Below are 23348 nucleotides of genomic sequence, written 5' to 3' on the forward strand. Positions count from 1 at the left end.
CTCCGATGCCGGGTGGCTATAATGATTGACTGTTTGAATCATAAACCACAGGACCGTGTCATGTCTTCCGAGTCATCCATTCATACCCGTTTACAGCATTTGGGCACCGCGCCGTGTGATGCGCAGCATCCTGTTGCACCGGTGGGATTGCCGTCCATCCGCACCAGTACGGTTCGCTTCAATACTGTCGAAGATCTCGAAAAAACCTACCGGCGCAAGAATGGTGGCGAGCGGCTGGTCACGTATGGGCGCATGGGAATGGAAACGCATGCAGCGCTGGAGGATGTTTTCTGCGCACTGGAAGGCGGGCAGCGGGCTTTTCTGGCCTCTTCGGGCCTGGGTGCCATCAGCATGGCCCTGCTGTCGCTGTTAAGTGCAGGCGACCACTTGCTTGCGGCCGATTGCGTGTATGGTCCGGTTTATCATCTGAGCAATACGGTGCTTGGACGCATGGGCATTGAGGCGACGTTTACATCCGCCAAAGACGTGCAGGCCCTGGCGAAGCATGTCAAACCCAATACAAAAATATTGTATGTTGAAGCGCCCGGCTCACTGCTGATGGAAATGCTGGACATGCCCGCCCTGGCCGCGTTTGCAAAGGAACATGGGCTGATCCTGGTCACTGACAATACCTGGGGCTCCGGCTATGCCTATCAACCCCTGGCGCTGGGCGCCGATGTCAGTATTGTGGCGGGTACCAAATATGTGGCCGGGCACTCGGATCTCATGCTGGGCGCCGTCATTGCCAATGATCCGGCTCTGATCAAAACCATCGATACCAACCAGTACGCCATGGGATTTTCCGTGAGCGCAGACGACGCCTGGCTGGCTATTCGCGGTGTGCGTACGCTGCCGGTACGAATGCAACAGCACGCCCGCAATGCGCTGGACGTTTGCCAGTGGCTGGCGCAGCAACCGGCAGTCCGGCAAATTTTTCATCCGGCCTGGCCCGACGATGCCGGTCATGTATTGTGGAAGCGCGATTGCACCGGTTCCAATGGGCTGCTTTCAGTCGCACTGGATATGTCGCCGGCGCAGGTGCGCGCTTTTGTCAACGCATTGACCCTGTTTGGTATTGGCTATTCCTGGGGCGGCTATGAAAGCCTGGTGCAGTGGGTTGACACCGGTTTTCTGCGAAACCATGCCTATTTCGGCAAGCTTGCGGATACTGCGGTGCAGGTCGTACGCCTGCATATTGGTTTGGAAGCGGTGGAAGACGTGATCGCGGACCTGCAGCAGGCCATGCAGAAAGCGCTCTGATTACCTGGTCGGGGCACGCCTGCTCCGACGGGTCTCACTCTGCGCCGGTCCTATCCTGGGACGATCTTATTCTGGCGTATGCGAGCTGGGGAGCGAGGGCAACAGTAGCTCTGCGCATTGCTTCTGGCGAGTCAGCTGCAGTGCCGCAATAACCTGGTCACATGCATAGGTCGCGGCGTCAAACACCGTTGAGCCGGTCAATAACCGTCCTGTCAGCGTTGCGGTGAACAAATCACCGGTGCCTTTGGGCATGACTTCAATGCGAGGATGGGTCAACACGGTGTGTTGCTGACGGTCGACAACCGCCACCAGCATCTGGTTGGCCGGCCACGTTGCGGGCGCGGCGCTGGTGACAATGACCCATTGTGTGCGTCCGGTCAGCAGGGTGCGTGCGGCGGTAACGACGCTCTCAATGTCCGGGCTGGGCAGCCCGGTCAGTTGCTGTAACTCGAAACTGTTGGGCGTCAGCCCGTCGGCCAGCGGCAGCAGGTGGCGACGGTAGGCCTCGGCCATGCCCGGACTCACATATTCGCCGGTATCGTGATCACCCAGCACGGGATCGACGATCAGTTTCAGGGCTGACCGGGTTTCAAGCATGCGGCTGACCCAGTCGCCCAGCATATGGACTTGTTCCGGACCGCCCATGTAACCTGCCAGTACCGCCTGAAGCCCGGCCAGTGCGCCGCGCGCAGACAGATCGGACAGATAGCCTGCGAACCATTCGTCGGGGATGGTACCGCCATGCACAGTGGGGTAATGAGGGGTGTTGCTGAACACGACTGTGGGCACGGTGGCCACCAGCAGTCCCTGGGCGGCAAGAGCGGGAACCGCCACGTTATTGCCTACGCGGCCATAGACCACCTGAGATTGAACCGACACGACGTCAATGGGCAGCGGGTTTAAGGTCGCATTCGGCTCAGTCGTGTCTGCGGACGGTTTGATGGGAACGGTGCGCATTAATTGTTGTTTTCCGCTGTGGCCGAGGGCCAATAGTAGGCGTCCGGCGTTGAGCGTGCGCCGAAAATAGCCTGGCCGACACGCACCACCGTTGCACCTTCTTCAATCGCGATTTCATAGTCGCCCGACATGCCCATGGACAATTCATCAAGCGAGACACCATCAGGCGCGTCCTGGCGCAATCTGTCGCGCAGCTCCCGCAAGAGTACAAAGCAGCGTCGCACCTGCCCGGCTTCGGCAGACAGGACCGCGAGCGTCATGAAACCGCGCACGCGCAAGGCCGAAAAGGTCGGCAACTGGCGCAGGAAGGTCGCGACCTCGTCGGGCGGCAGACCGTATTTGCTGGCTTCTCCGGAGGTGTTGACCTGTACGAATACATCCAGACAGCGCCCTTCGGCCTGCAGACGCCGTTCCAGCGCTTCGGCCACGCGCAGGCTGTCGAGCGCCTGAAATTCGGCGGCGAAACGCGCGACCAGTTTGGCTTTGTTGGTTTGTAAATGCCCAATGACCGACCAGCGCAAATCTTCCAGATCGGTCATGGCTTCCCATTTGCGATACGCTTCCTGCGGCTTGTTTTCGCCGAACATGCGGCACCCGGCGCCATAGGCCAGACGCAGACTGCCTTCCGGTTTGGTTTTGCTGACCGGCAGCAGGCGTACGCTGGCGGGATCGCGCCCCACCCGCTGGCACGCGGCTGCGATGCGTGCATGGACAGCCGTCAGATTACGGCGGAAGTCTTCAGTCGATTCGGCTTGCGGCCAGCGACCGTGCCGGTCGTGAAGGGTGGTTGTTGCCAGGGGCGTATTCGTCTTCATGTATCCCACTCGCTGTCAAGGCGTGTGCCGTCTTGCTTCAAATGCAAAACGTTGCCGTCTTTGCATCGGGCAACGTTTTGATCACGCCAGGCTGATTACTTTTTCTCGGCCAGGACTTGATCCAGCAGTTTCTGGGCCTGCGTAATGCTGGACGCATAGTCGCCGGTCATGCCGGGCGAGGTCACGTATTTGCCGCCGACGGCAATGGACGGCGTGCCTTCAATCGCGTAGGTGTCGGTCATCTCGGTGGCGCGTTTGACTTTGGCGGTTACACCAAAAGAGTCGAAAGCCGAAGTAAAGGTTGCCTTGTCGATTCCCTGGTCAGCGGCCCAGTCAACAATGGCATCCTTGGTGAACAGCTTTTTGCCTTGCTTGTGAATTGCATCGAAAACCTTGGGATGCAGATCAAGCTTGTCCAGTGCTTCAAGTGAATAATACAGCTGTTGCATGGGTTGCATGGCGGCATTGAAAGCGACCGGGACGCGGATGAAGGCCACGTTGGAGGGCAGGGTTTTAACCCATTTTTCTATCATGGGTTCCATCTCGGCACAATGCGGGCAGCTGTAGGCAAAGAACTCCATTACTTCGACTTTGTCGCCGGATCCGGACGGCTGGGCCGTGTTGAGGGTTTTGAATGCCGGACCGGACTGGGCCATTGCGGGCACCAAAGCCGTCGCGCCCATAAGCAGGGCTGCGGATACGAAACGAAACAAGGTGGAAGATGATTTCATAGTGGGATTCTTCAATTGGGTTAATAATCGGACATGTTGCCCCTGTGCGGAATCTTTGCAGATCAAACGCTATTGCAATAGGACACAACGGGCAGGGTAAAGTTCCCGTTCCATGTTCGGCCTAACGTACGATCGTGGAGCTGATTTTGGCTCCGGACAGCTGGGCACGGGATTCGCGCAGTTCCTGTTCATTGTTGAACGGACCGATACGAACGCGATTGACATCCATATTGTTCACTCTGGCTTTCTGGATCTGCACATTGAAACCCATCATGATCATGCGCGCGCGAAAGGCGTCGGCTTCTTTTTCATCCCGATAGGACCCCACTTGCAGGTAGCGCGGAACCGCATTGCTGCTTTGGCTGGCCGCGGTATTGCCGGTGGCCGCGGCTTTGTTGTCGTTGCGGCTGGCGGCAGGCTCTGCTGCCTTGCCAGGTGCCGTATTTGCGACGGATGCGGATGATTTTGGCTGTGCTGCAGGCGTTTTATCGGCCGGCAGCGTGTTGATCAGCGAGGCAATCTGGTCGTCATCGGACTTTGGCGATGTTTTGGCTGGTGGTGTTGCAGGACTGGCCGGTGTGAGGCCGTTGCCGGTGGTGAACGGCATATCGCCGGCGTTCTCCGGAATGCCGATGAGCGGGGCCAGCGGATCAATTTTGTCTCGGACGGGAGGCTGCCGTGCCGAATTGATGCTGCCGTCACTGTTCATCCAGGCATTGGGGTCAATGAGCGGCGCACCCGGGCGCGGTTGTCCGACAAGCGGACCAGGCTGGCCGTTAGCCGGCTGGCGTGGGTCCTGGATGGGCGAAGGCGAACGCATGATCATGAACGCCGCCACCGCCGCGACGGACAGGCCGATGATCAGGCCGAGCAGGACTGACGAGAATGTCATGCCTTTGCCGGATGAAGACCGGGTGCTGCGGGAGGCGGGGCGTTTCTTGCGTGTTGCCATGGGGAACAGTCTCGCTTACATTTGCTGGGGCGCGGACACACCCAGCAGGGACAGGCCATTGGCAATGACCTGACGGGTGGCATCGGCCAGACGCAGCCGCGCACGTTTCAATTCGATATCGTCAATCATGATGCGTTCGGCGTTGTACCAGGCATGAAAATCGGCCGCGCATTCCTGAAGCCAGAATGCCAGCTGATGCGGCGCCAGTTCCTGGCCGGCGGTCTGGATCAGGCCCGGCAATTCGGCCAGTCGCTTGAGCAGCGTGATTTCGGTGGGAGCCACCAGCCGGCTGCTGTCGGCGCTGCTCAGACTATCGGTCAGGTTTGCAGAATCGCGCAGCAATTTGCAGATACGCGCGTGCGCATACTGAACATAATATACCGGATTCTCTTCACCCTTTGCCAGTGCCAGATCAATATCGAAGACAAACTCGGTATCGGCCTTGCGCTGGATCAGGAAATAACGGACCGCGTCCTGCCCGACCCAGTCGATCAGGTCACGCATGGTGACATAACTGCCGGCGCGTTTGGAAATCTTGACTTCCTGGCCATTGCGCATGACCTTGACCATTTTATGTAGGATATACGAAGGGTAGGTCTTTGGAATACCCAGCTCCAGCGCTTGCAGGCCGGCCCGCACGCGCGCAATGGTGCCGTGGTGATCGGTGCCCTGGATATTGATGGCGTGGGTATAGCCACGGTTCCATTTGGTGACGTGATAGGCGACATCCGGTACGAAATACGTGTATCCACCGTCGGATTTGCGCATGACGCGGTCCTTATCATCGCCCGTACCCAGCTCGGTCGTCTTCAGCCACAGGGCGTTTTCATGTTCGTAGGTGTAGCCGCTGGCGATCAGCTTGTTGACGGTCTCTTCTACCTTGCCGTCGTTGTAAAGCGAGCTTTCAAGATAGTAGTTGTCAAACTTCAGACCGAAAGCCTGCAGGTCCAGATCCTGTTCGCGACGCAGACAGGCAACGGCAAACTGGCGGATGTCTTCCAGCGAGTCCAGATCGCCGGTGGCGGTGACGCTGCGGCCATCGGCGACGACGGTCGCCTTGTTGCGGTAGTCGCGGGCAATGTCGGCAATGTACTCACCACGATAGCCGTCTGCGGGATAGGCCTCGTCTTCGGGATTGATACCTCGGGCGCGCGCCTGGGTACTGACGGCCAGATTATGAATCTGGTTGCCGGCATCGTTGTAGTAGAACTCGCGCAGTACCTGGTAGCCACCCGCGCTGAGCAGGCGGCATACGCAGTCGCCCAGCGCTGCCTGGCGAGCGTGGCCGACATGCAGTGGTCCGGTCGGGTTGGCCGAGACAAATTCGACAATAACTTTTTCATCGCGGCTTGCGGCATTCCCGTACTGGCTGCCCTGTTGTGCGATGGTATCCAGAACCCGCTGGTGCGTGGCCTGTGTCAGGCGCAGGTTGATAAAACCGGGTCCGGCCACATCGGCCGATTCCACCACGCCGGCCGCTGCCGGGTTGGCCAGTACATGAGACACGATTTCCTGCGCCAGCTCGCGTGGATTACGTCGGGCAGGCTTGGCGATCTGCATGGCGACATTGCTTGCAATATCGCCGTGATCGGCCTGTTTGGGACGCTCCAGTTTAATGACCGGGCTGGCGTCGGGAAGAAGGTGATGAACGGCTGCCTGTAGCAGCGAAAGAAGATGTTGTTGCAGCTCGGGGAGCATGGCGTCGGCAGGGGTGGGAAAAAGGCAGATTTTACCATACCTGGTCAGTCTGTAACTGCAGCCCGGTGGTTTGCCGAAGCCACCGCGCGTATGCCAGAAGATCGGCACGGCCGACGATGGGCTGCTTGACCAGTTGCACCTCCCGACCCGGGGCCACGGCCATTATGCTGCCATAAAAAAGATCCGGCACGGTGAGCGGGCGGGTCCTGGGCAAATCCCGGTTGATCAGCCGTTCGACCTGCATGCGCGCGGCCCGTCCCAGTTTGCCGTCCTGGTGTTGAAACCTGGCCGGACCTTTGCGGCTTTCCAGCCGGCGATCAAGCGCCAGTGTATCGTGCGTCGGATCTTGCGATTTGTAATGCATAAGACTGTTGTGAACCAGCGGATTGCGGATACGCAGGGCAGTATCCGGCAAAGGCTTGAGCGAAACGCCGGCGGCCTGCGCCTGCTGGTGCATCCATTGCAGGGTGACATTACCCAGATCCCCGGGCAAGCCGGTCGGATTGGCCACCTGACGGGCATCGGATGCCTGAATGGAGCCGCCGATATCCGAATGGTTGCCCATAAAACCGACTTCGTGGATACGGTCACTGGGGTTGAGGCCGATCGGGGTCAGCGGGAAAAGGTCGTTGTACTCATTGAGCGCCACTGCATGCGCAATCCAGTGCCAGGCTGGGGAAACCTGATAGTTGAAGGCGGCGTTGTCCGAACCGAGTACGCCCAGTTGTGCGACGGTGTCGAACAGCCCCATGAAACGGAAGTCCAGGCAGGCATTCACGGTTAGGGTTCGGGCTATCGGTTGGCCCTGGGTGCCGGGGGGTACGTACACCTGGGCACTGAACAGCCCGTTTCGGGTCTGGCGCATGAGCTGGTTGGCAAAAATGCGTGCAGCCGTCGCGCCGCGGGAAAAGCCGATAATATCGATCGGCACCCGACCCATATCGTTTTTCAGGGAAGGCGCATTGCCCAGCAGGGAATCGATCAGGTTATGCATTTGCGCGCGTACGATGTCGGCAACTGAATCTCCGGTCAGGGCGTCCATCGGTCGCAGCAGCAGGCCCAGCGGTCCCAGTACATAAGGGTGACTCAATGGATTGGAAGCCCCGTAGACGGCCGGTTCTGCCAGGGCTTTCATACTGTCCATGGTACCGGGGCCACCCGTATAGTGTACCGGCCCCGATGCATACAGCTGCTGCAGCTTGTACACGTTCGAGCTGGTTTTGCTACCCTGGTTGAGCGTGCCGTCAAACGCAAACAACAGCAGGCCTAGCGGATCGACATAACGCCGGGGCTGGGCCGCCGCATAGCCCAGCGGGTCCTGGCCGGGAAGCGGGCCGACCGGGTCGGGTTCCAGGTAATGCCCGAAGGCGGGGTCGTAGGTGCGATAAAGGTTGTCAGCCCAGCCCGTTGCCTCATCGTGATACTGGCCCGGGTAGCGCAAGGGCTGTCGCAATCGGGCGATCAGCGGTGTCATTTTTCCTGCCGGCTCGGGCAGGGCCAGCCACTTGGTTTGCGCCTGACCGTCGGTGACCGCCAGAGGCAGGCCCTGCGTGTCGGTGTGAATGAAGTACAGTTCGCCGGCGCTTCGGTTGGCGCCTGCATGATGCAGTGTCGATGCAAGGGGCGTGCCGGGCGCAACGGGCGCCAGGTTGAAACCGGGTAACGACTTGCGGATAAAGGGCGCCGGGTGATGGTACTCGATAAAGGCGACGGGCACTTCGCCAGCATAAATATAGCGTCTTGATATCGCCCCGTCGACCGGTACCGCAAGCGGCGCACCGGTCAGAATAATCCACTCCCCGGCAATACGGTTGTCCTGGTAATAAAAATGGGTTGTTGCTTCGTTGTCACGACGGATAATCCGATGGCCCAGGCTATTATGCAGATTATGCTGGATCAGTCGACCCTGTTGGTACACGCGATGCAGGCGGCGATTGGCACCATAATGGGTTTGCAGCGAACCTACCTGTAGCGGCAGGCCGCTGCGATCGCGCACGATATGACTGCGCTGCGTGCGCTTGCCGTCAAATCGCGCGATACTGGCGCCACTGTCGCCCCATGCATACCAGACACGCCGTTTCGCGACGAGCCGGGGTGTCCGCATCAACTGTTTTTTGCGATAGCGGTAGTGCTGCTCCACCATGCCGGCGATGCGCTGGTGTCTGCCGTAAAAATAATCCCGACCCAGCGCCCGGGCAAGGCCAGGGTAATAGTAGACTTCGCGGCGCACGCGTCCGTCGGGGGCAACGCGGCGCTCCAGACCCAGAATGGGGCGTTTTTCTGAGGAGATACCGGCCAGGTAGTGTAATTGCTGGTTACCTGCAGCGTCGCGAACGGAGTAGACCTGGATTTGGTTCCCGAATACTGCCTGGCCTGGCGCGTTCATCTCGATCACCTGATGGCGGCGTTGCCCTGCGTCTTCCCAAATGATGCTGTGCAACGTGTGATTGACTGTATACGAGTAAAGCAGGCGCCCACCTTCTGGTAGCAGATGCATGACGACACGCAACCGCAGATCGTGCTGGAACACATCTCGATAATTGACGGCGTAGGGATTCCGGGCCGAGGCCTTTCGGCTGACCTCGATCCTTACGCTGCCATTCGCGGGGTTGAGTGTCATAACCCGTTTTTCGTTGGGGTGTGTGAGCGTCACTCTGCCATCCGGCGCATAATCAAGGGTGGTTGTCGTAGTGGTGGATGCGGGTGCTTCTGCGTGTGCAGTTACCGCGGTCGCTACTGCCGCTACTGTCGCGGCAGCCGAAGCCGCAACTGAGCGGCGAGGACCCGCGGCCCTCGATGGGGTTGGTTCTACTGTTTCATGCAGACGCACCAGGCGTTGCAGATGGTCGTATTCATAACGCCAGTGGACGCCATCGGCAAACTGCTGACCGACGGGCTGACCCATGTTGTTGTAACCGATTTGCTGGATGCCGGTCAGCGCACTGAACCAGGATGTCAGTCGGCCAGTCGGGTCGTATTGCAACTGCAGGCCGGGCCAGAATCCATGGAGCAGACTCAGATGGGCGGGGGCGCCGCTGGCGTAGCGGTCTATGCGCAAGCCGTTGATTGCGGCGAGGCGTCCCTTATGGTCGTAGCTCGCCAGCAGGCCGGGCGCCGGGCAATCGACACAGCCGAATCCGGTGACGGATTCAAGCAGATAACGGTCTTGCCATTGTCGCCAGCCAAAAGTGGTACTGTGCCCGTCAGCATCAACGACTCGGGTTTTTCCCTTGTGTCCATTGCCGGAGCCGGGCATGTATTGAAATAACAGTGTTCCGGGACCGATAGGCAGATCATGCCGCAGCGCCCGGCTTACCCTGCCTTTGCTGTCATATTGCCAGGTACGCAGTCGCAGCGACGGTTGCGCCGTTGCCTGGGCATCGCTTACTGAAACAGCCAGGCCCGTCAACTGCCATGAGCGCCCCTGTTGGTAGGCCGGTTCGTACAGATAGTGTGTCTGGTTGCCATTGTCTGTCAGAACAGTGTTCAGGCGGGCACCGATCGGATCGTAGCTGTACTGCACGGAACCGGTCGGCGCCTGGATGCGCGCCAGCCGGATGCGGCCTTGCGGGTCCTGACGGTAATGAAAGACCATCACACGACCGTCATGGCTTGTGACTGTACGAATGTGACCGGCAAAAATCGACGCGCGATGATAGCGCCGCACTTGCAGATGGCGTCCGCCGACGGACAGCGCGTTGATGCGCCCATCGCGATCGAAAGCGAGGCTGTTGCCGCCGGGCCAGTGCCAGATCCAGCCGGCCGGAATGACTTGCAGACGGCCATGGGCAGGATCAATGGCCTGTGCCGTCTTGCCGTTGCGTGGTTTGAAAGAGAGCCGTGATCCGTCGGCTTGCGTAATATGCAGTCCGTCATGGTTTCGCTGCAGCGCGATATCGAAACTGTGGCGCCAGCCCGGACCCAAACCCGTATCGATGGGGTCCATGGCGTTATAGCTGCGCACGAACAGCAAACCGTCATCTTGCAACGGCACATCTACGGCTTCCTGGAACTTATTGCCAGTGGCCAGATTGACAGGGTTGCCTGCACCCAGGTTCAGCCCGGGTTCGGGACCGCGCAGGGTAAAGGGACCGGGGCCGCTGCAGGGGTTGCCGCTGCCGGCATGCGGTCGCAGGCAATGCGCAATATTTGCTTGTCCGGCAGCGCCCTCTGGGGCAAAATAACATATACCCGCAAGCAGCAGAATCAGGCGGATGACCGCAGGAAAAATTGAACGGGGACGGGTTCGCATGACCAATTACCTGAAAAATGCGTATCATCACCTGTGCAAGGTGTTTGCAGTGGTCGCAGTCCAATAAAATATCTATTGAGGAAAACCGTTATGCTGATTACTTTTCGTTCGGATGTGGCCGGAGATGTCCTGATGATGTCCGAGCAGGCCAGGACTGTATTACAAGCGGCGGGGCGTGAGTATGAGACCGTACCTGAAATGGGCGTCTTTACCGTGGCTCAGCTGGAAGAGGCCATTGGCCATCTGGAACGGGCCATTTCCGAAGATCCGGGCTCGGCACCCGATCACCAATTTGATGACAAGGACAGGGACGAAGAGGACAACGAGGTGGCGGTGCATCCCATCAGTGAAAACGTCAGTCTGCGCCGGCGCGCCTATCCGTTGCTGGACATGATGCGCCAGGCCAAAGCGGCCGGCAAGGATGTTGTCTGGGAAAAAGGAAGCGCCTGGTAAAAGGCGAAAGGCACCACTGCCGATAAACGGTGAGTGCCTGACAGCTTATTTCGAATGAGGGTTGATGCATTGCGTTGCCGGGGCACGCATGGATCGACCCTTTTTTGTGCCCGGTGCCCCCTAAAACGGGGGCTTGATGCGTCACGATTACGTGATTACGCCACTTCGCGCAAAGCTGCGCCTTCCTGCGCCTGCTGGTTCAGGTGACGGTTGACCGCGCCCAATACGGCGACAAACGAAGCAGTCACAATATCCTTGTGAATGCCGACGCCGAAGCCGGTGGACGATTCGCCCAATCGCAGTTCCACGTAGCAGACCGCAGAGGTTTTTTCGCCGCTGCCCAGGGCGTGTTCATGGTAATCCATGAAACGGATCGGCAGATTCAGCGCGTTGATAAAGGCTGAAATGGCCCCTTCGCCGCTGCCTTCTACCACTTTGACCTGACCGTCGACTTCAACCTCGGCGCGGATGCTGAACTGATCGCCGCTCTCGCCCTCGGCTTTGCTGTTGATCTGATGGCGCAACAGTTTCCAGGGTGAGGTCTGTTTCAGATATTCTTTTTCGAAAATATCGAACACGGCGTTGCCATTGACTTCAGTGCCGGTTTCGTCGGTCACACGCTGGATGGCGCGCGAAAATTCAATCTGCAGACGACGAGGCAGATTCAGGCCGCGTTCGTTCTCCAGAAGATAAGAGACTCCGCCCTTGCCCGACTGGCTGTTCACGCGAATAACCGCATCATAGCTGCGTCCCAGATCGGCCGGATCAATCGGCAGATAGGGTACTTCCCAGACCGCATCGTCTTTTTGCACCGTAAAGCCTTTTTTGATGGCATCCTGGTGCGAACCGGAAAACGCCGTGAAGACCAGGTCGCCGGCATAGGGGTGGCGTGGGTGCACAGGCAACTGGTTACAGTATTCCGCTGTACGGCGCACGTCGTCAATATCGGAAAAGTCCAGGCCAGGATGAATGCCCTGCGTGTACAGGTTCAGTGCCAGTGTGACCAGGCAGACGTTACCGGTGCGCTCGCCGCTGCCAAACAGGCAGCCTTCAATACGATCGGCGCCGGCCATGACAGCCAGTTCGGCGGCGGCCACGGCTGTACCCCGGTCATTATGCGGGTGCACACTGACGATCACGCGATCGCGGTGATTGACATTCTTGCAGAACCATTCGATCTGGTCGGCATACATATTGGGCGTGGTGGCCTCGATGGTCGCGGGCAGGTTGAACACGATCGGATCGGTCGCGCTTGGCTGCCAGACGTCGGCCACGGCGTTGCAGACATCGACGGCAAACTCCGGTTCGGTTGTGCTGAATACCTCGGGCGAGTATTCATAGCGCCATTTGGTTTCGGGGTGTTTGCTGACGGCTTTTTTGATCAGCGCGGTGCCGGTGGTGGCGATGTTTTTGACTTCGTCCTTGCTCATATTGAACACGATTTTCCGGAACGCAGGCGCGCAGGCATTGTACAAATGCACCATGGCCTGGTGCGCACCGGCCGCCGCTTCCACTGTGCGGTTGATCAGGTCTTCCCGTGACTGGGTCAGCACGATGATCAGGACATCGTCGGGAATATGCTTTTCTTCGATCAGAATACGGACAAAATCAAAGTCAGTTTGCGAAGCCGACGGAAAGCCGACTTCGATTTCCTTGAAGCCGATTTTGACCAGATGCTTGAAAAAGCGCAGCTTGCGCTCAATGCTCATGGGTTCGATCAGAGACTGGTTGCCGTCGCGCAGGTCGGTACTCATCCAGATGGGAGGATGCTCGATTTTTTTGCTGGGCCAGGTACGGTCCGAGAAATCGTGTTCAAACGCCTTGAAGGGGACGTATTTGGAAGCGGGATTGGAGATCATGATGCACCTATTTGGGGGAATCCCGGTGCGGACAGACTTGGTTTAAGCAGCGACGCCGGGATTCAGAATGATAAAACGGAATCCTTGTGGCTTATACAGGGGCTGTCGAACTGCCACGAACGCTCTAGGCTCGACAACCGATCGCTAGCAGTAGCAGAGAAGAAGAGATCAACTGGGAAGAGGGGGCAACGGCAGAACGCGTTGCGCCAGACAGAGCCGCAGCCAGAATCATGCCGTCGCAAACGCTGTTGCGGCTGGCTGATGCATGGCGAGAGAATACGGGCTGGCTCTTCATAGCTCAACTATAAGAAAATTTGACCCGGCGCGCAAGTGATTTCTCTCCTGCCGCGCCGATCTGTCCTTTTTTGGTCAGGTAATCGTGTGCTTGACCTCATCGCGCGGCGGGCGCAGGTGAGTGTCGTCGGATCGACCGATGGTCGGCTCGGTCTGTTCTGAGCTGGATACTGCAGGGCGCTCTTTCGCTTCGCCCTGGTCGGCAACGTCCTGGATGACAGGCTCATCGCGCACGGTTGGCGGGGTGTCATCCGGTTGTGCCGGGGCTGCTTTTTTTACGACAGGTGGGGAGACCACCGGTTCGGGCGCCACGACAGGTTTGGCGGCGACCGCCTCTGGCTGTCGGGCTTGCGCAGGCGCGTCCACAGCAACGGGGCGGGGCTGTGCAGTTGCGCTGTTCGTTTCGTTCAGCATGTCGCGCTCAACGGACGCGACCGGGCGGTTCGCGGTCAGGGGAGCGGCCAATCGGTCATCTGCCGCAACCAGCGTACCTGGCCCCAGCAATCGCTCCTGATCACGGATCTGCGCCAGTTTGCTGACGCGGTTGTTGTCCAGTTCGTCCTTGGTCGTTTTCAGATTGCCGATATTGATGGGCTCGCTGCGGTCGCGCCAGACCCAGCCCAGCACGTCGCGGCCTTCGGGCGACAGACTTTTGATCAGGTCGGCGGCGGTATCGGCAGGCACTGTTTTATAGGCGGCACGCTGCACGCTGCCGCTATACCAGGCACTCAGGAAAAAATACACGATCAGGGTCCCCAGCAGCACCACCGCCCACCACAGATACGGGTTGATGCTATGCAGGAAAGAAACCAGTTGTGCGTTAAACTTGTCCAGGAAAGCGTAGTCCTGGACCGCGCCGAACTCAAGAATGCGCGCCGCGACCCACAGCCAGACGATGATTGTGACAATAATGACGGCGGCACGCATTATAATCCGTGGGGTAGCCAGCTTGAGCAGCGTTCTGCTTACCAGTCTGGCATCATTTTGCTGAACCGCGGCGTTGCTGTATTTCATAGGTAATCCAAATCCGATATGCGTCATGCGTTAGAACTTCGAACCGGCCAGCAACTGGTGCTGACCCCTCAATTGCAACAATCTCTGCGTTTGTTGCAATGTTCTGCACTGGACCTTCAGGCAGAACTGGCACAGGCGTTGCAGGACAATCCCATGCTTGAACTCGTCGATAATAACCAAATATCCGACGAGAACACAAATGTAAGCGACAATGATGCCGAGCTTTTACAACAGGACTGGTCTTCCCAGAACAGCCAGAAATCGCGTGATGACGAATATTTTCAGCCCGAAACCGCTGTCGACGTGTCGCTTTCCGAGCATTTGCTGGAGCAGTTGCGCCTGACCCACGCCTCGGAACGGGACGTCAACCTGGCCGAATATTTGATCGAGGAGCTGGACGATAACGGGTACCTGATGTCCAGTCTGGAAGACATTGCCGCCCTGTTTTCCGAGGAGGCCGATGTCAGCGAGGACGATCTGGCGGTCGCCTTGCGCCTGCTGCAATCCTGCGATCCACCGGGAGTGGGCGCGCGCACCCTGTCAGAATGCCTGCTGTTGCAGTTGAATGTCGCCACCCTGGCCAATGCGCCGGAACCCGAAGTGCTCGATTGTGCCCGCCTGATCTGCGAGCACGGCCTGGAGGCGCTGGGACGAGCCGATATGGCGCAATTGCGGGCGATCACCGGAGCCGGAATAGACCGGATCCGGCAGGCACACTCGCTGATTCGACAACTGGACCCACGCCCAGGCAAACTGTTTAGCGCGCCCACTGCCGATTATGCCGTGCCCGATGTGCTGGTGCGCAAGATCAAGGGGGAGTGGGTGCTGACCATCAACCAGGCGGTCATGCCGTCACTACGCATTAGTGAGGGGTACGAAACGATGATCCGTCGCCTGGGCAAAGAGGCCGGCGCCGGTATCAGTGAACAGCTGGTGGCCGCCAAAGGGTTTATCCGGCAAGTCAGCCAGCGTTTTACGACCATTCTGGACGTATCGCGCGCCATTATGGACAAACAGCGCGAATTTCTGGAATATGGCATGGCGCGCATGCAGCCACTCACCTTACGGGACGTGGCCGATGCCGTGGGCATGCACGAGTCCACGATCTCCCGGGCGACCACGCAGAAGTTTATCGCGACCCCGCACGGGGTTTTTGAACTGAAGCGGTTTTTCGGTTCCGGCGTTGCGACCGACAGCGGTGAACATGCCTCGGCCACGGCGGTTCAAATTCGCATTCGTGATTACATCGCCGCCGAATCCGAGGCCAAGCCGCTATCGGATAGCCGCCTGACCGATATGCTGGCGCAGGAAGGGATCACGATCGCGCGCCGTACGGTCGCCAAATACCGTGAGGTACTGGGAATTCCATCGGCTTCCCTGCGCAAGGCGCGCGCCAGCCTGAACCAGGAGTAGGCCGCTCAAACGATGTCCGCTCCGGGTGAATGCTTGGGTAGCCCATCCTGAAGGCATGATGTTGCGTCGTGGTACCGTGATCAGGCAAAAAATGGCTGTAACACGTTGAAAGCATGGGTTTACTTGATATTTATTAAGAAACGTCCAAGCGTGCTTGCATCTTTTTTTGCCTTGGATGATAATAACTCTCATGTATATTTGTATTTGTAATGCCGTCACCGAAGATGCCGTCGTGAACGCCATCGCCCAAGGCGCAACCACGCTGAGTGACCTGCAACAAGATCTGGGCGTCGCCACCAATTGCGGGTGCTGCGCACAAATGGCCTGTAGCTACCTCGAGCGCGCGGCCTGTAGTGGCACGCCTATCGAACATGATGGCGTCAATGACCATTGCGGCAAGGAAAAATGCGACGCGCTGGTGACCGAATCCGTCGTGCTCTGGCGCTCAGCCGCCTGATTTTTCCAACAATTCATTCTAACGATTCATCGGATAACAGCGCTGGCGGTTGCTGAACAAAAACGCTTTCATTTCCATTCTCATTTACCACCTGCAGGCCTTTGATGCCCTGGACGCGTAAAGCCGCTCTCTTCCCCTTATAATTTCCTTTGACTGCACCTTGCGGCTGTGTTCATAGTCAGTCAGTGGCGACTGACGCTGCCGCTTACAGTAAAGGAAACGATCATGAAAGGCGATAAGGACGTTCTTAAATTTCTGAACCGTCAACTCACCAACGAGCTGACGTCAATCAACCAGTATTTTCTGCATGCCCGCATGGTCAAGAACTGGGGGCTGAATCGCTACAACAAAAGCGAGTATCACATCTCTATCGAGAAAATGAAAAATGCCGATGCCATCATCGAACGTATTTTTCTGCTTGAAGGACTGCCCAATCTGCAGGATCTGCACAAATTGCACATTGGTGAAAACGTCCCTGAAATTCTCAAGTGTGATTTGAAAATCGAAATTGATAATCACAAGACGCTGACCGAAGCCATTGCGCACTGTGAGAGCGTGCGTGACTATGTCACGCGCGACCTGCTTCAGGAAAATCTGGAAGATGTCGAAGAGCAGATCGACTGGCTCGAGACCAATATCGAACTGGTTGGCAAGATCGGTCTGGAAAATTATCTGCAAAGCCAGATGGGCGATAACGACTGATTGCAGTTGTGCGAACAGCAGATATGCAAACGGGCCTTCGCAGGCCCCTTTTTTTTTATTATTGCCGCCGGATCTGGCCGGCGGCGCATTGCATTTGCAATGATATGAGTGGCGTTCAGTTTAGCGCGACGGACAATCGGATACATTGCCCCACGCGTTGTTCGCGCCACAATACTGATTGCGCACGCGCGACAGACATGAAGGCCGATCAAAAAAGCCGAGTGCACGACATTCACTCATGGCCTGATGGAAAGCGGGCTCCCAATTGCCTGGTGCAGGTGCTGCGCGAGGCGAGCGGGGTGTGCGCCTGATGGGAACCATGTCCTGATCATTGCCGTTACTGCCATCCAGGGTATCGGTGGCGTCACCCATGGTGATTTCGCTATTGGTCGTCGTGACCGCCTGCTCAATGGCCTGTTCTCCCTGCGCTGCATCGACATGCCATTGCACGGATTCGGGCTGCGTGGGCACGCCCTGGGCGCCGCTCATGAGCGGTTGCTGGGGTTGCAACTGCACCGGACGACCCTGGGCATCAACCATGGGATTGGGGTCGGATGCCGTGACATTGGGAACATTGGCAGATGTCGGTGCGTGCTCGATCAGCCAGTCGCCGGCCTGCAGGCCGCCCCATGTAGCCGCACCAGCCACAATGAGAAGAGACAAAAATAATAAACGCCAGGACATCTGCATACCTCGGTTGTAATTCGGCCAATTTTAGCCGTTTTCCCCAAACACTTTACCGCCATGTTCGCGCATGGCGTGAAAATTAATCTCCGGATTCAGCTCCTGTGCCACCCGCAACTGGGCGGGAGAGGTAATCAGGAAAGCCAGTGCATCCACCACATCGTAGGCAATATGCGCTGCATTGCTGTCGATGAACTTCTTGAGCGCCTTCGGGTTTTCGCTGGTCACCCAGCGTGCCATGGTATAGCGTGAAGGCATCATGCGGGCATCGGCGCCATATTCTGTTTTGAGACGGTGCGCGACCACCTCAAATTGCAGCTGACCCACGGCACCCAGCAGTAGCGCGCCACCGGCCGCTTGCGGACGGAACACCTGAATCGCACCTTCCTCACCCAATTGAGTGAGGCCGGTGCGCAACTGCTTGGTGCGCAGCGGATCCTTGACTTCCACCGCCTGAAACAGCTCGGGCGCAAAAAACGGCAGGCCGGTAAATTGCAAGGTTTCGCCTTCAGTCAGTACATCGCCCAGCTGCAGCACGCCGTGGTTGGGAATACCAATTACGTCGCCGGCATAGGCTTCGTCAAGCAGATCACGCCGCTGCGACAGGAACGACACCACGTTGTTGGGGCGGATTTCCTTGCCGGTGCGGCTGACCTTCAGGCGCATGCCACGCTCGAAACGACCGGAGCTGACGCGAACAAAAGCCACCCGGTCACGATGCGCAGGGTCCATATTAGCCTGAACTTTGAACACAACCCCTGAAAATTTGGTTTCATCAGGTTGCACAACGCGCTGCAACGCCTGCCGTGAACCGGGTTTGGGGGCCCATTCCACCAGCGTGTCCAGGACTTCCTGTACTCCGAAATTATTAATCGCGGAACCGAAAAAGACCGGTGTCTGCCGGCCGGCAAGAAAAGCCTGATGGTCGAACGCGGGCGCGGCCTCCTGCAGCAGATCGATTTCTTCCTTTGCCTTTTCAAAGGCGCTGCCGAAACGCTTGCTGATTTCCGGATTCTCCAGGCCGTCGATGATATCGTCGTCATTGCTGCGTCGTTCCTGACCCGCCCGGAAAATACGCATGCGATCGCGGCGGATATCGAAAACCCCGCCAAAAGACTTGCCCATACCGACAGGCCAGGAAAAGGGCACGGCGTCCATGCCCAGATGCGATTCGATTTCAGCCAGCAAATCCAGCGGTTCCTGGACTTCGCGGTCCATTTTGTTGATGAAGGTAATAATCGGCGTATTGCGTGCGCGACAGACCTGCAGCAGGCGAATGGTCTGAGGTTCTACGCCGTTGGCGGCGTCAATCACCATCAATGCGGCATCCACGGCGGTTAGTACACGGTAGGTATCTTCCGAGAAATCCTGGTGTCCGGGCGTGTCCAGCAGGTTGATCACGCAGTCGCGATATTCCATCTGCATGACTGATGAGGCTACCGAAATACCCCGCTGCTTCTCGATTTCCATCCAGTCGGAAGAGGCATGCCGGCTGGCTTTACGGGCCTTTACACTACCGGCGATCTGAATGGCGCCTGCGAACAGCAGCAGTTTTTCAGTGAGCGTGGTTTTACCGGCATCCGGGTGGGAAATAATCGCAAAAGTCCGGCGACGGGCGACTTCCTGCGGAATGGAATGAGTAGACATCTGGGGGTATTTTCTGGATATAAATGATGAGCAATGGCCCTCATTGCCCAAAGCATAGGCAAGTGACCTGCAAACCCGTCATATTAAACGGAATTGGGTCGTTTGGTCTCGGAAATGCGGCGTAAGCGAATGATTCTTCGGGATCTTGCAGAACTGAGGGATCGGTTTGGTTGATCATGCCGCTGACGGTTGATGATCATGCGAGTTGCGGATGAATCGAGCCATGCAATTATCGTCGGCTTGGTGCCTCGTGCTGCGTTTGAGCGTCCGTTAACCGCGAGACCCCGTACAATAATCCTGGTTTTAGCTATTTATGGCAATTGCAATGACAAATTTTCACTCCCTGTCCGCGACTGAACTGATGGTTCTCATCCGCACCCGTAAAGTGTCGCCGGTGGAACTGATGCAAGCTAGCCTGGCGAGGGCAGAAGCGCTGCAGCCCGTGCTGAACTGCTTCATCACGTTATGTGGCGACCAGGCCATGCAAAAGGCGCGCGAAGCAGAACAGGCTGTCATGGATGGCAAGCCATTAGGGCGTTTGCATGGCATACCTTATACCGTAAAAGATCTGGTGAATACCGCTGACATCCGCACTACGTTTGGCACAGTGCTGCATCAGGCCAATATCCCCACCGAGGATGCGCCGGCCGTTGCCCGATTGAATGCCGCGGGCGCCATTCTGCTGGGCAAGACGACGACACCGGAATTTGGTTCCCAGCCCTTTACCCGCTCCCCGCTGTTCGGGCAGACCCGCAATGCATGGAATGCACAGCGCACCAGCGGCGGGTCCAGCGGAGGTGCCGCCGTTGCCACGGCAGCCGGTGTGACGCCTCTGGCTATTGCGACTGATGGAGGAGGCTCCACCCGAATTCCAGCTGCCTGCAATGGCGTGGTAGGCATCAAGCAAAGCAACGGCGTGGTGCCTCACAGCCAGGCTCAGGATCTGTTTGGCAACCAGACGTATGTTACGCCCACCACGCGCACCGTAGCTGATACCGGTTTAATGCTCGATGTCATGACAGGCGATTATGATCTGGACCCATGGTCGATAAGAAGGCAATCGGTCGACTATGAAAAAGCCGCCTGTTATCGAGGCGACTTTTGTGGCAAACGTATTCGTTACTGCTATGCACCCGAGGGCCGGACGGTCTCGAATGATGTGAAGGAAAATTTTGACGCTGCATTGCGGGTGCTTGAGGGCCTCGGGGCGACGCTGGAACCCTTTGATGCGCGCGATTTTATTGTCGAGCCTATTTGGAGAACAATCAATCATACCGTCTGGCGCGCACGCTTTCTGCCTCTGGTAGAAAAGCATGGTGATACGTTCAGCGAAACGTTTCGACGACAGGTCTTATCGGCGGGTGATTTTTCCGCCATAGACTACCAGGAAGCGATGTTTGCCCGCACGAACCTGTTCAAGCGCTTGCAGGCGCTTTTCGATTCTGCCGACCTGCTGGTGACGCCGACCCTGACACGAACGGCGCTGCCACTGGACACAGACTTGTTCGACCCTTTTGAAATGGACGGTCGATACTACGATGGTATTCGCACTCACTGGTACCCATGGACCATGGTATTCAATATGACCGGACATCCGGCAATCACGTTGCCGTCCGGTCTGGCGCGGGACGGATTGCCTGTCGGGATTCAATTTGTGACGCGCTGGGGTAGTGATGAGCAGCTGTTACGTGATGCGGCCATCTTTGAACAGGCGATGGGCATCCCTGGTCAGCCGCCCGACGTCATATAACAGGCCGGTGCGGCCTGCCTCATGTCAGCCGGGCCCGCTAGCCAAGCCAGACCTTACTCCATGCGAATACCGGTTCGTTTGACAACCGGACGCCAGGTTTCGAGTTCCTCGTGGATTCGTTTTGACGTTTCCTCTGCGGTGGCCGGAGCGACAAGCAGCCCGCGTGTGGCCAGTTGCTCTTTTAGGTCAGTTGCGCCCGAGGCTGCTATGAAAGCGGCTTCCAGATTTTTGACCGTTTCGTCGGGTGTGCGGGCGGGAGCCACAATCGCGTAAAAGCTTGTGGCTGCCTTGAATTCGGGGAATCCCTGTGCCGCAAGTGTTTCCACCTTGGGCAGTGCCTCGAGTTTTTCGGTTCCGCTTACCCCCAGGAATTTGATTTTCCCGGCATCGTATAACGGCATCATGCTGGCAACAGCGTCCCAGCCGATCGGAACGACCCCACTGGCGACGTCCACTAGCATGGGCGAGGCACCCCGGTAGGCGACGGGTTCGATTTTCGTGTGCTGGTTATCATTGAGCGCCAGAATGCCCAAGTGTCCCGAGCTGCCCAGTGTCGCAACGCCCAGGCTGGTGCCTTGGGTTGAGTGTTTGTGCGACCACTCCACAAATCCTTTCATATCGTCATAGGGCTGGGATGCGCCGGTGACGATAGCGGTTGGAATATTGACCAGCGTGGCAACCGGACGTACATCTTTTTCCAGATCATATCCGGGATCTTTATAAGTCAGAGGAAAAATGGTCAGTAAAGGTGAGGGTGTCAGGTAGACGGTGGCACCGTCAGGTTTCGCGGTCAACACATGCTTCATACCGATACGTCCTGATGCGCCAGGCCTGTTTTCAACAATGACCGTACCTGCGCCGGCCTTGCGCAGCTGTTCCGCAAATACGCGTGCTGTGGTATCGGCGGCACCGCCCGGTGCGTAGCCCACCACAATGGTCATCGGGTCGGGTAACGCGGCGTTGCTTTTGGCGTGCACCGGCATGCTCACGATACAACAGGCAAGTATTAGAAAAAAGTGACGGCGTATTTGGAAGGCCGGTGGCATGTAATGATCTCCGTGAAAATGATGAAACGGCGTGCGTCATAGTGATAGTACGGGAAATCATATAGTGGCGCCACACTGTGGCTGGCGAATGGGCGGATTTGGTGATGCGTACCAGCCATGTCCTGTGTCGACTGCAGTGATGAGTGTGCGCCCCCTGGCTACCCTTTTCGCGAGGATAAAAACAGAACGACAAACCCCACAACCGCAGCCGCCAGCGAGCCGGCGAATACGCCGATTTTTGCCAGATCCTGCACTGCCGGATCAGTAAAGGCCAACGCGCCGATGAACAGGCTCATGGTAAACCCAATACCACAAAGCACGCTCACACCATAGATCTGCAGCCAGTTGGCCTGTTCGGGCTTGCGGGCAATGCCCAGTTTCACGGCCAGCCAGACCAGCCCGAAAATACCCAGTTGCTTGCCGGCGAACAGGCCGGCCGCAATGCCAATGACAACAGGATGGCTCAGCTGTTGCCAGGAGAATCCGTCGAACGATACGCCAGCATTGGCAAAGCCGAACACCGGCACAATCAGAAAGGCGACCCACGGGGACAGGCCGTGCTCCCATGCGAGCAGCGGGCCTGTCTCGGTGCCGTTGCGTTTGTTTGTCAGCGGCAGGGTCAGCGCCAGCGCGACCCCCGCCAGCGTCGCGTGAATGCCGGATTGAAACACATACCACCACATGAATGCGCCCAGTACCGCATAGGGCAGCCCACGCATGACGTTACAGCGATTCAGCACGATGAGCGCGGCAAGGGTGAGGGCGGCCAGTCCCAGATACAGGCTTTGTATGTCTGCCGTGTAAAACAGGGCAATGATGACGATTGCGATCAGATCATCAATCACGGCCAGGGCAGTCAGGAACACTTTCAGCGAAAGAGGAACCCGTGAACCCAGCAGCGCCAGCACACCCAGTGCAAAGGCGATATCGGTCGCGGCAGGGACAGCCCAGCCGCGCGCCTGCTGGGCATCCTGGTAGTTAAAGGCAATATAAATGAGAGCAGGCACAATAACGCCCGCTACCGCCGCCATGCAGGGAAGCAACCGTTTCTGGCGTGTAGACAACTCGCCCGTGAGCAGCTCGCGTTTGACCTCCAGACCGACATACAGAAAGAAGACGGCCATCAGCCCGTCGTTGACCCAGTGCAGGACCGACATGCCCGCGACATAACTGGACAGCGTAGAAAAATAGACAGTGGCCATGCCGGAATTGGCGGCCCAGATACCAATGAGGGCGGCGATCATCAGGATAATGCCCGAGGCCGGCTCGCTATTGAAAAAATGAACGACTTTGGAGGGGATATAGCGTTTCATGACAAACTTTTTTACGAACTAAGCCAGCAAGACTACCATATTTTCAGTTGT

18 protein-coding genes are annotated in these 23348 nt (G+C 57.7%); 6 read left to right on the forward strand and 12 right to left on the reverse strand.

Going from position 1 to position 23348, the window contains the following annotated elements:
* Positions 1–60: 60 nt before the first annotated feature.
* Positions 61–1260, forward strand: coding sequence for a cystathionine beta-lyase (gene metC / locus W822_RS31930; protein WP_024004666.1), 1200 nt, complete (start codon positions 61–63; stop codon positions 1258–1260).
* Between the two features lie 66 nt (positions 1261–1326).
* Here metC and pdxK read toward each other — a convergent pair whose 3' ends face one another.
* The 6 genes from pdxK to W822_RS31960 all read right to left on the reverse strand — a co-directional run bounded on the left by pdxK (position 1327) and on the right by W822_RS31960 (position 10665).
* Complete coding sequence (gene pdxK, locus W822_RS31935) at positions 1327–2217, reverse strand: pyridoxine/pyridoxal/pyridoxamine kinase (protein WP_024004667.1); 891 nt, start codon at positions 2215–2217, stop codon at positions 1327–1329.
* Positions 2217–3032 (reverse strand): YggS family pyridoxal phosphate-dependent enzyme, encoded by an 816-nt coding sequence (locus tag W822_RS31940; protein WP_024004668.1) that lies wholly within the window; start codon positions 3030–3032, stop codon positions 2217–2219. The genes pdxK and W822_RS31940 overlap by 1 nt, the downstream gene beginning before the upstream one ends.
* A 95-nt stretch (positions 3033–3127) precedes the next feature.
* The gene (locus W822_RS31945; protein ID WP_024004669.1) at positions 3128–3763 is read right to left on the reverse strand and encodes a thiol:disulfide interchange protein DsbA/DsbL; all 636 of its coding nucleotides are present in this window, start codon (positions 3761–3763) and stop codon (positions 3128–3130) included.
* A gap of 121 nt (positions 3764–3884) precedes the next feature.
* Complete coding sequence (locus tag W822_RS31950) at positions 3885–4715, reverse strand: SPOR domain-containing protein (RefSeq protein WP_024004670.1); 831 nt, start codon at positions 4713–4715, stop codon at positions 3885–3887.
* Between the two features lie 15 nt (positions 4716–4730).
* Complete coding sequence (gene argS / locus W822_RS31955; protein ID WP_024004671.1) at positions 4731–6413, reverse strand: arginine--tRNA ligase; 1683 nt, start codon at positions 6411–6413, stop codon at positions 4731–4733.
* 31 nt (positions 6414–6444) lie between these two features.
* On the reverse strand, positions 6445–10665 hold the full coding sequence (locus W822_RS31960) for a phospholipase effector Tle1 domain-containing protein (RefSeq protein ID WP_024004672.1): 4221 nt from the start codon (positions 10663–10665) through the stop codon (positions 6445–6447).
* Between the two features lie 90 nt (positions 10666–10755).
* On the opposite strand from W822_RS31960, the gene W822_RS31965 reads away from it, so the two are divergent.
* Positions 10756–11118 (forward strand): DUF1840 domain-containing protein, encoded by a 363-nt coding sequence (locus W822_RS31965; RefSeq protein WP_024004673.1) that lies wholly within the window; start codon positions 10756–10758, stop codon positions 11116–11118.
* A 155-nt stretch (positions 11119–11273) separates the two neighbouring features.
* Here W822_RS31965 and leuA read toward each other — a convergent pair whose 3' ends face one another.
* Together leuA and W822_RS45805 are read right to left on the reverse strand one after the other, a co-directional pair.
* Entirely contained in the window at positions 11274–12977 is a 1704-nt protein-coding gene (leuA, locus tag W822_RS31970) for a 2-isopropylmalate synthase (RefSeq protein ID WP_024004674.1), read from the reverse strand.
* Between the two features lie 369 nt (positions 12978–13346).
* Positions 13347–14285, reverse strand: coding sequence for a membrane protein (locus W822_RS45805; RefSeq protein ID WP_024004675.1), 939 nt, complete (start codon positions 14283–14285; stop codon positions 13347–13349).
* A gap of 18 nt (positions 14286–14303) precedes the next feature.
* On the opposite strand from W822_RS45805, the gene rpoN reads away from it, so the two are divergent.
* The 3 genes from rpoN to bfr all read left to right on the forward strand — a co-directional run bounded on the left by rpoN (position 14304) and on the right by bfr (position 16857).
* Entirely contained in the window at positions 14304–15698 is a 1395-nt protein-coding gene (gene rpoN / locus W822_RS31975; protein WP_024004676.1) for an RNA polymerase factor sigma-54, read from the forward strand.
* A 190-nt stretch (positions 15699–15888) separates the two neighbouring features.
* Positions 15889–16155 (forward strand): (2Fe-2S)-binding protein, encoded by a 267-nt coding sequence (locus W822_RS46135; protein ID WP_024004677.1) that lies wholly within the window; start codon positions 15889–15891, stop codon positions 16153–16155.
* A 225-nt stretch (positions 16156–16380) separates the two neighbouring features.
* Complete coding sequence (bfr, locus tag W822_RS31980; RefSeq protein ID WP_024004678.1) at positions 16381–16857, forward strand: bacterioferritin; 477 nt, start codon at positions 16381–16383, stop codon at positions 16855–16857.
* A gap of 120 nt (positions 16858–16977) precedes the next feature.
* Here the strand turns inward: bfr and W822_RS31985 are convergent, their stop codons facing one another.
* Both W822_RS31985 and W822_RS31990 read right to left on the reverse strand, forming a co-directional pair.
* On the reverse strand, positions 16978–17541 hold the full coding sequence (locus W822_RS31985; protein ID WP_024004679.1) for a hypothetical protein: 564 nt from the start codon (positions 17539–17541) through the stop codon (positions 16978–16980).
* Between the two features lie 30 nt (positions 17542–17571).
* Entirely contained in the window at positions 17572–19188 is a 1617-nt protein-coding gene (locus W822_RS31990; RefSeq protein WP_024004680.1) for a peptide chain release factor 3, read from the reverse strand.
* A gap of 325 nt (positions 19189–19513) precedes the next feature.
* Between W822_RS31990 and W822_RS31995 the strand changes: the two genes are divergently transcribed.
* Complete coding sequence (locus tag W822_RS31995) at positions 19514–20938, forward strand: amidase (protein ID WP_024004681.1); 1425 nt, start codon at positions 19514–19516, stop codon at positions 20936–20938.
* A gap of 53 nt (positions 20939–20991) precedes the next feature.
* Here W822_RS31995 and W822_RS32000 read toward each other — a convergent pair whose 3' ends face one another.
* Both W822_RS32000 and nhaA read right to left on the reverse strand, forming a co-directional pair.
* Complete coding sequence (locus W822_RS32000; RefSeq protein WP_024004682.1) at positions 20992–21984, reverse strand: Bug family tripartite tricarboxylate transporter substrate binding protein; 993 nt, start codon at positions 21982–21984, stop codon at positions 20992–20994.
* Positions 21985–22142: 158 nt separating this feature from the next.
* Entirely contained in the window at positions 22143–23297 is a 1155-nt protein-coding gene (nhaA, locus tag W822_RS32005) for a Na+/H+ antiporter NhaA (RefSeq protein ID WP_024004683.1), read from the reverse strand.
* Positions 23298–23348 lie beyond the last annotated feature (51 nt).

This window comes from Advenella kashmirensis W13003, from assembly GCF_000506985.1.
Lineage (GTDB): Bacteria > Pseudomonadota > Gammaproteobacteria > Burkholderiales > Burkholderiaceae_B > Advenella > Advenella kashmirensis_A.

Bases quoted from the DNA above. Each gene is read 5' to 3' on its own strand.
- metC (WP_024004666.1), top strand. From the start codon at position 61: ATGTCTTCCGAGTCATCCATTCATACCCGTTTACAGCATTTGGGCACC.
- pdxK (WP_024004667.1), bottom strand. From the start codon at position 2,217: ATGCGCACCGTTCCCATCAAACCGTCCGCAGACACGACTGAGCCGAAT.
- W822_RS31940 (WP_024004668.1), bottom strand. From the start codon at position 3,032: ATGAAGACGAATACGCCCCTGGCAACAACCACCCTTCACGACCGGCAC.
- W822_RS31945 (WP_024004669.1), bottom strand. From the start codon at position 3,763: ATGAAATCATCTTCCACCTTGTTTCGTTTCGTATCCGCAGCCCTGCTT.
- W822_RS31950 (WP_024004670.1), bottom strand. From the start codon at position 4,715: ATGGCAACACGCAAGAAACGCCCCGCCTCCCGCAGCACCCGGTCTTCA.
- argS (WP_024004671.1), bottom strand. From the start codon at position 6,413: ATGCTCCCCGAGCTGCAACAACATCTTCTTTCGCTGCTACAGGCAGCC.
- W822_RS31960 (WP_024004672.1), bottom strand. From the start codon at position 10,665: ATGCGAACCCGTCCCCGTTCAATTTTTCCTGCGGTCATCCGCCTGATT.
- W822_RS31965 (WP_024004673.1), top strand. From the start codon at position 10,756: ATGCTGATTACTTTTCGTTCGGATGTGGCCGGAGATGTCCTGATGATG.
- leuA (WP_024004674.1), bottom strand. From the start codon at position 12,977: ATGATCTCCAATCCCGCTTCCAAATACGTCCCCTTCAAGGCGTTTGAA.
- W822_RS45805 (WP_024004675.1), bottom strand. From the start codon at position 14,285: ATGAAATACAGCAACGCCGCGGTTCAGCAAAATGATGCCAGACTGGTA.
- rpoN (WP_024004676.1), top strand. From the start codon at position 14,304: ATGCGTCATGCGTTAGAACTTCGAACCGGCCAGCAACTGGTGCTGACC.
- W822_RS46135 (WP_024004677.1), top strand. From the start codon at position 15,889: ATGTATATTTGTATTTGTAATGCCGTCACCGAAGATGCCGTCGTGAAC.
- bfr (WP_024004678.1), top strand. From the start codon at position 16,381: ATGAAAGGCGATAAGGACGTTCTTAAATTTCTGAACCGTCAACTCACC.
- W822_RS31985 (WP_024004679.1), bottom strand. From the start codon at position 17,541: ATGTCCTGGCGTTTATTATTTTTGTCTCTTCTCATTGTGGCTGGTGCG.
- W822_RS31990 (WP_024004680.1), bottom strand. From the start codon at position 19,188: ATGTCTACTCATTCCATTCCGCAGGAAGTCGCCCGTCGCCGGACTTTT.
- W822_RS31995 (WP_024004681.1), top strand. From the start codon at position 19,514: ATGACAAATTTTCACTCCCTGTCCGCGACTGAACTGATGGTTCTCATC.
- W822_RS32000 (WP_024004682.1), bottom strand. From the start codon at position 21,984: ATGCCACCGGCCTTCCAAATACGCCGTCACTTTTTTCTAATACTTGCC.
- nhaA (WP_024004683.1), bottom strand. From the start codon at position 23,297: ATGAAACGCTATATCCCCTCCAAAGTCGTTCATTTTTTCAATAGCGAG.